This is a genomic window from Chitinophaga sp. (assembly GCF_036566945.1).
Lineage (GTDB): Bacteria > Bacteroidota > Bacteroidia > Chitinophagales > Chitinophagaceae > Chitinophaga.
The window spans coordinates 1-1,834 of sequence record NZ_DATCVJ010000817.1; the positions used below are offsets into that span (position 1 = coordinate 1).

Genomic DNA, 1,834 nt, shown 5'->3' on the forward strand with positions numbered 1-1,834 from the left:
TTGTTTTGCCCCTGAATGTCCTTTTGTTGTAACTCAACGTTTTCTGTTCCACATCCGTCACATCGGCCTTGCATTGAATAATACAATTCTTTAAACTATTTTGAGTTAGATATGAGTTAGATAGAGATTGATTAACCGACAGTCATTTTGCATTGCCAACACAGGTTGTATCTTTTGTGCATATGGGACAGTTGAACATGAAATTGACGGAGTTAATTCGAGTTCAATTTTCCATGGTGGACTAGCCAGTCAATTGGATTGAATCTAATGTTGGCTGGATCTGATTTAACATAGAATCAAATTTCTCCTTTGGATTCAGAAATATTATTGCATATAACTCATTATGTTTCTGAGTTAAAATCAACATACCCCTGAAAGGAACATCATAACCTTCTGGTATCTTGCTTAAAAATTCATTTTTAGGTATTAGGCCCGAGGAAGAATCCAAGAGTTGTGAAGGAGAAGAAAGATTCAGGAAATATCTATAACCATAATTACTGTGACCAAATGTTAACCGATCCGCAGATTCTAGCACTCCTTTATATTTTAGATACCCCGTCATAAAAGGACCAGCAATGAATAATGGAAACACCAAGTCGTCTGGAGCCTTAATTACTGCAAAGATGCTTTTTGTAGAATTTTGAAACCATATCACCGTAGTCGAATTATTAGTAGGACTCGGTTCCCAATTCAGAGGAGGAGTCACGTTAATCTCATTCTTAATCTCACCAAAGGCAAGGCCTGGGCCAGATAGTAACGAAAATGTTGTTACTAAAACAATCAAGATTAGGATTCTATTCCATCTCACGCCTTTCTTATTCTTTTTATTCCTTTTAATACTAACCGAAACATATCCAACTCATCGTAACTTGTCTCTTCCTAACTGACCTTGCCCAAGTCATCAGAAATCTAACTTAATTAGTATCTATACTCCAAAAGCTTCAATTAGAGGATCTGGCGGAAATCGTACGCTAAGGATTCGGGTCCAGAAGCAGGAACCCGGATCCATTTGTCACAATTTTGTAGTCAGAAATAATACAATACATAAATAATTTAGAGCGGAGGTACAGTAATGCCAATCGATCAAGACTTTCCAAGGAATCACGAGGTAATGGGAAAACATAGACACGCTGACGGTGAACACTTCCACTTTGTATGGGGTCCGGGGAGATCAGATGCTGAGACTTCTCTAATGAGGAAAACAAACGAAACTAGACTTAACTCATGAAAGACTTTTGTATTTTTGAGTGATATATTTTTCATGAATGTTGAAGAAAATATGAAGTTGATGAAGACCCTAGATGATGCATGGAATTCACAGGACTGGGATACTTTTACCGAACTTCATGCTGATGATGTAATTGTGCGTTGGCCTGGTCAGCCACCTACTATAGGAATAGAAGAGCATAAAATTGAGGGAGAATATTTTTTCAAGGCATTTCCTGATAATCATGTAGAGAACAATCCGTACAAGGTCTTCTTCGGTCAGGGTGATTGGACTTGTTCAATAGCCGATTTTACAGGCACTAACAAGGGTCTAATGAAGGGACCTGACGGCAAGATGATTCCAGCTACAAATAAGAAATTCAAGATAGATTTCTGCACGGTCGCTCGTTGGAAGGACGGCAGAATTGTTGAAGAAAATTTATTCTATGATCCGGTCGGAACGATGAGACAACTCGGTTTGATGTAGATGGTCTCTCGATTAACATTAATTGAAGTAGTGAAGGCTTGGGGGAAAGCCTCACAGGGACAAGCGGTATTGGCCAATAGCATAAGAGAAAATATAATGTATTTTATCTATCATTCACATTGGTTTTAGATATTGGAGAAC

Annotated in this window: 2 protein-coding genes; one reads left to right on the plus strand and one right to left on the minus strand. The window is 38.2% G+C overall.

What is annotated here, in order from left to right:
• Window positions 1-241: 241 nt before the first annotated feature.
• The gene (locus VIP81_RS24715; RefSeq protein ID WP_331967626.1) at window positions 242-808 is read right to left on the minus strand and encodes a hypothetical protein; all 567 of its coding nucleotides are present in this window, start codon (window positions 806-808) and stop codon (window positions 242-244) included.
• A 453-nt stretch (window positions 809-1,261) separates the two neighbouring features.
• On the opposite strand from VIP81_RS24715, the gene VIP81_RS24720 reads away from it, so the two are divergent.
• Window positions 1,262-1,693 carry an ester cyclase gene (locus VIP81_RS24720; protein WP_331967628.1) on the plus strand — a complete coding sequence of 144 codons (432 nt, stop codon included), beginning with the start codon at window positions 1,262-1,264 and terminating at the stop codon, window positions 1,691-1,693.
• Window positions 1,694-1,834 lie beyond the last annotated feature (141 nt).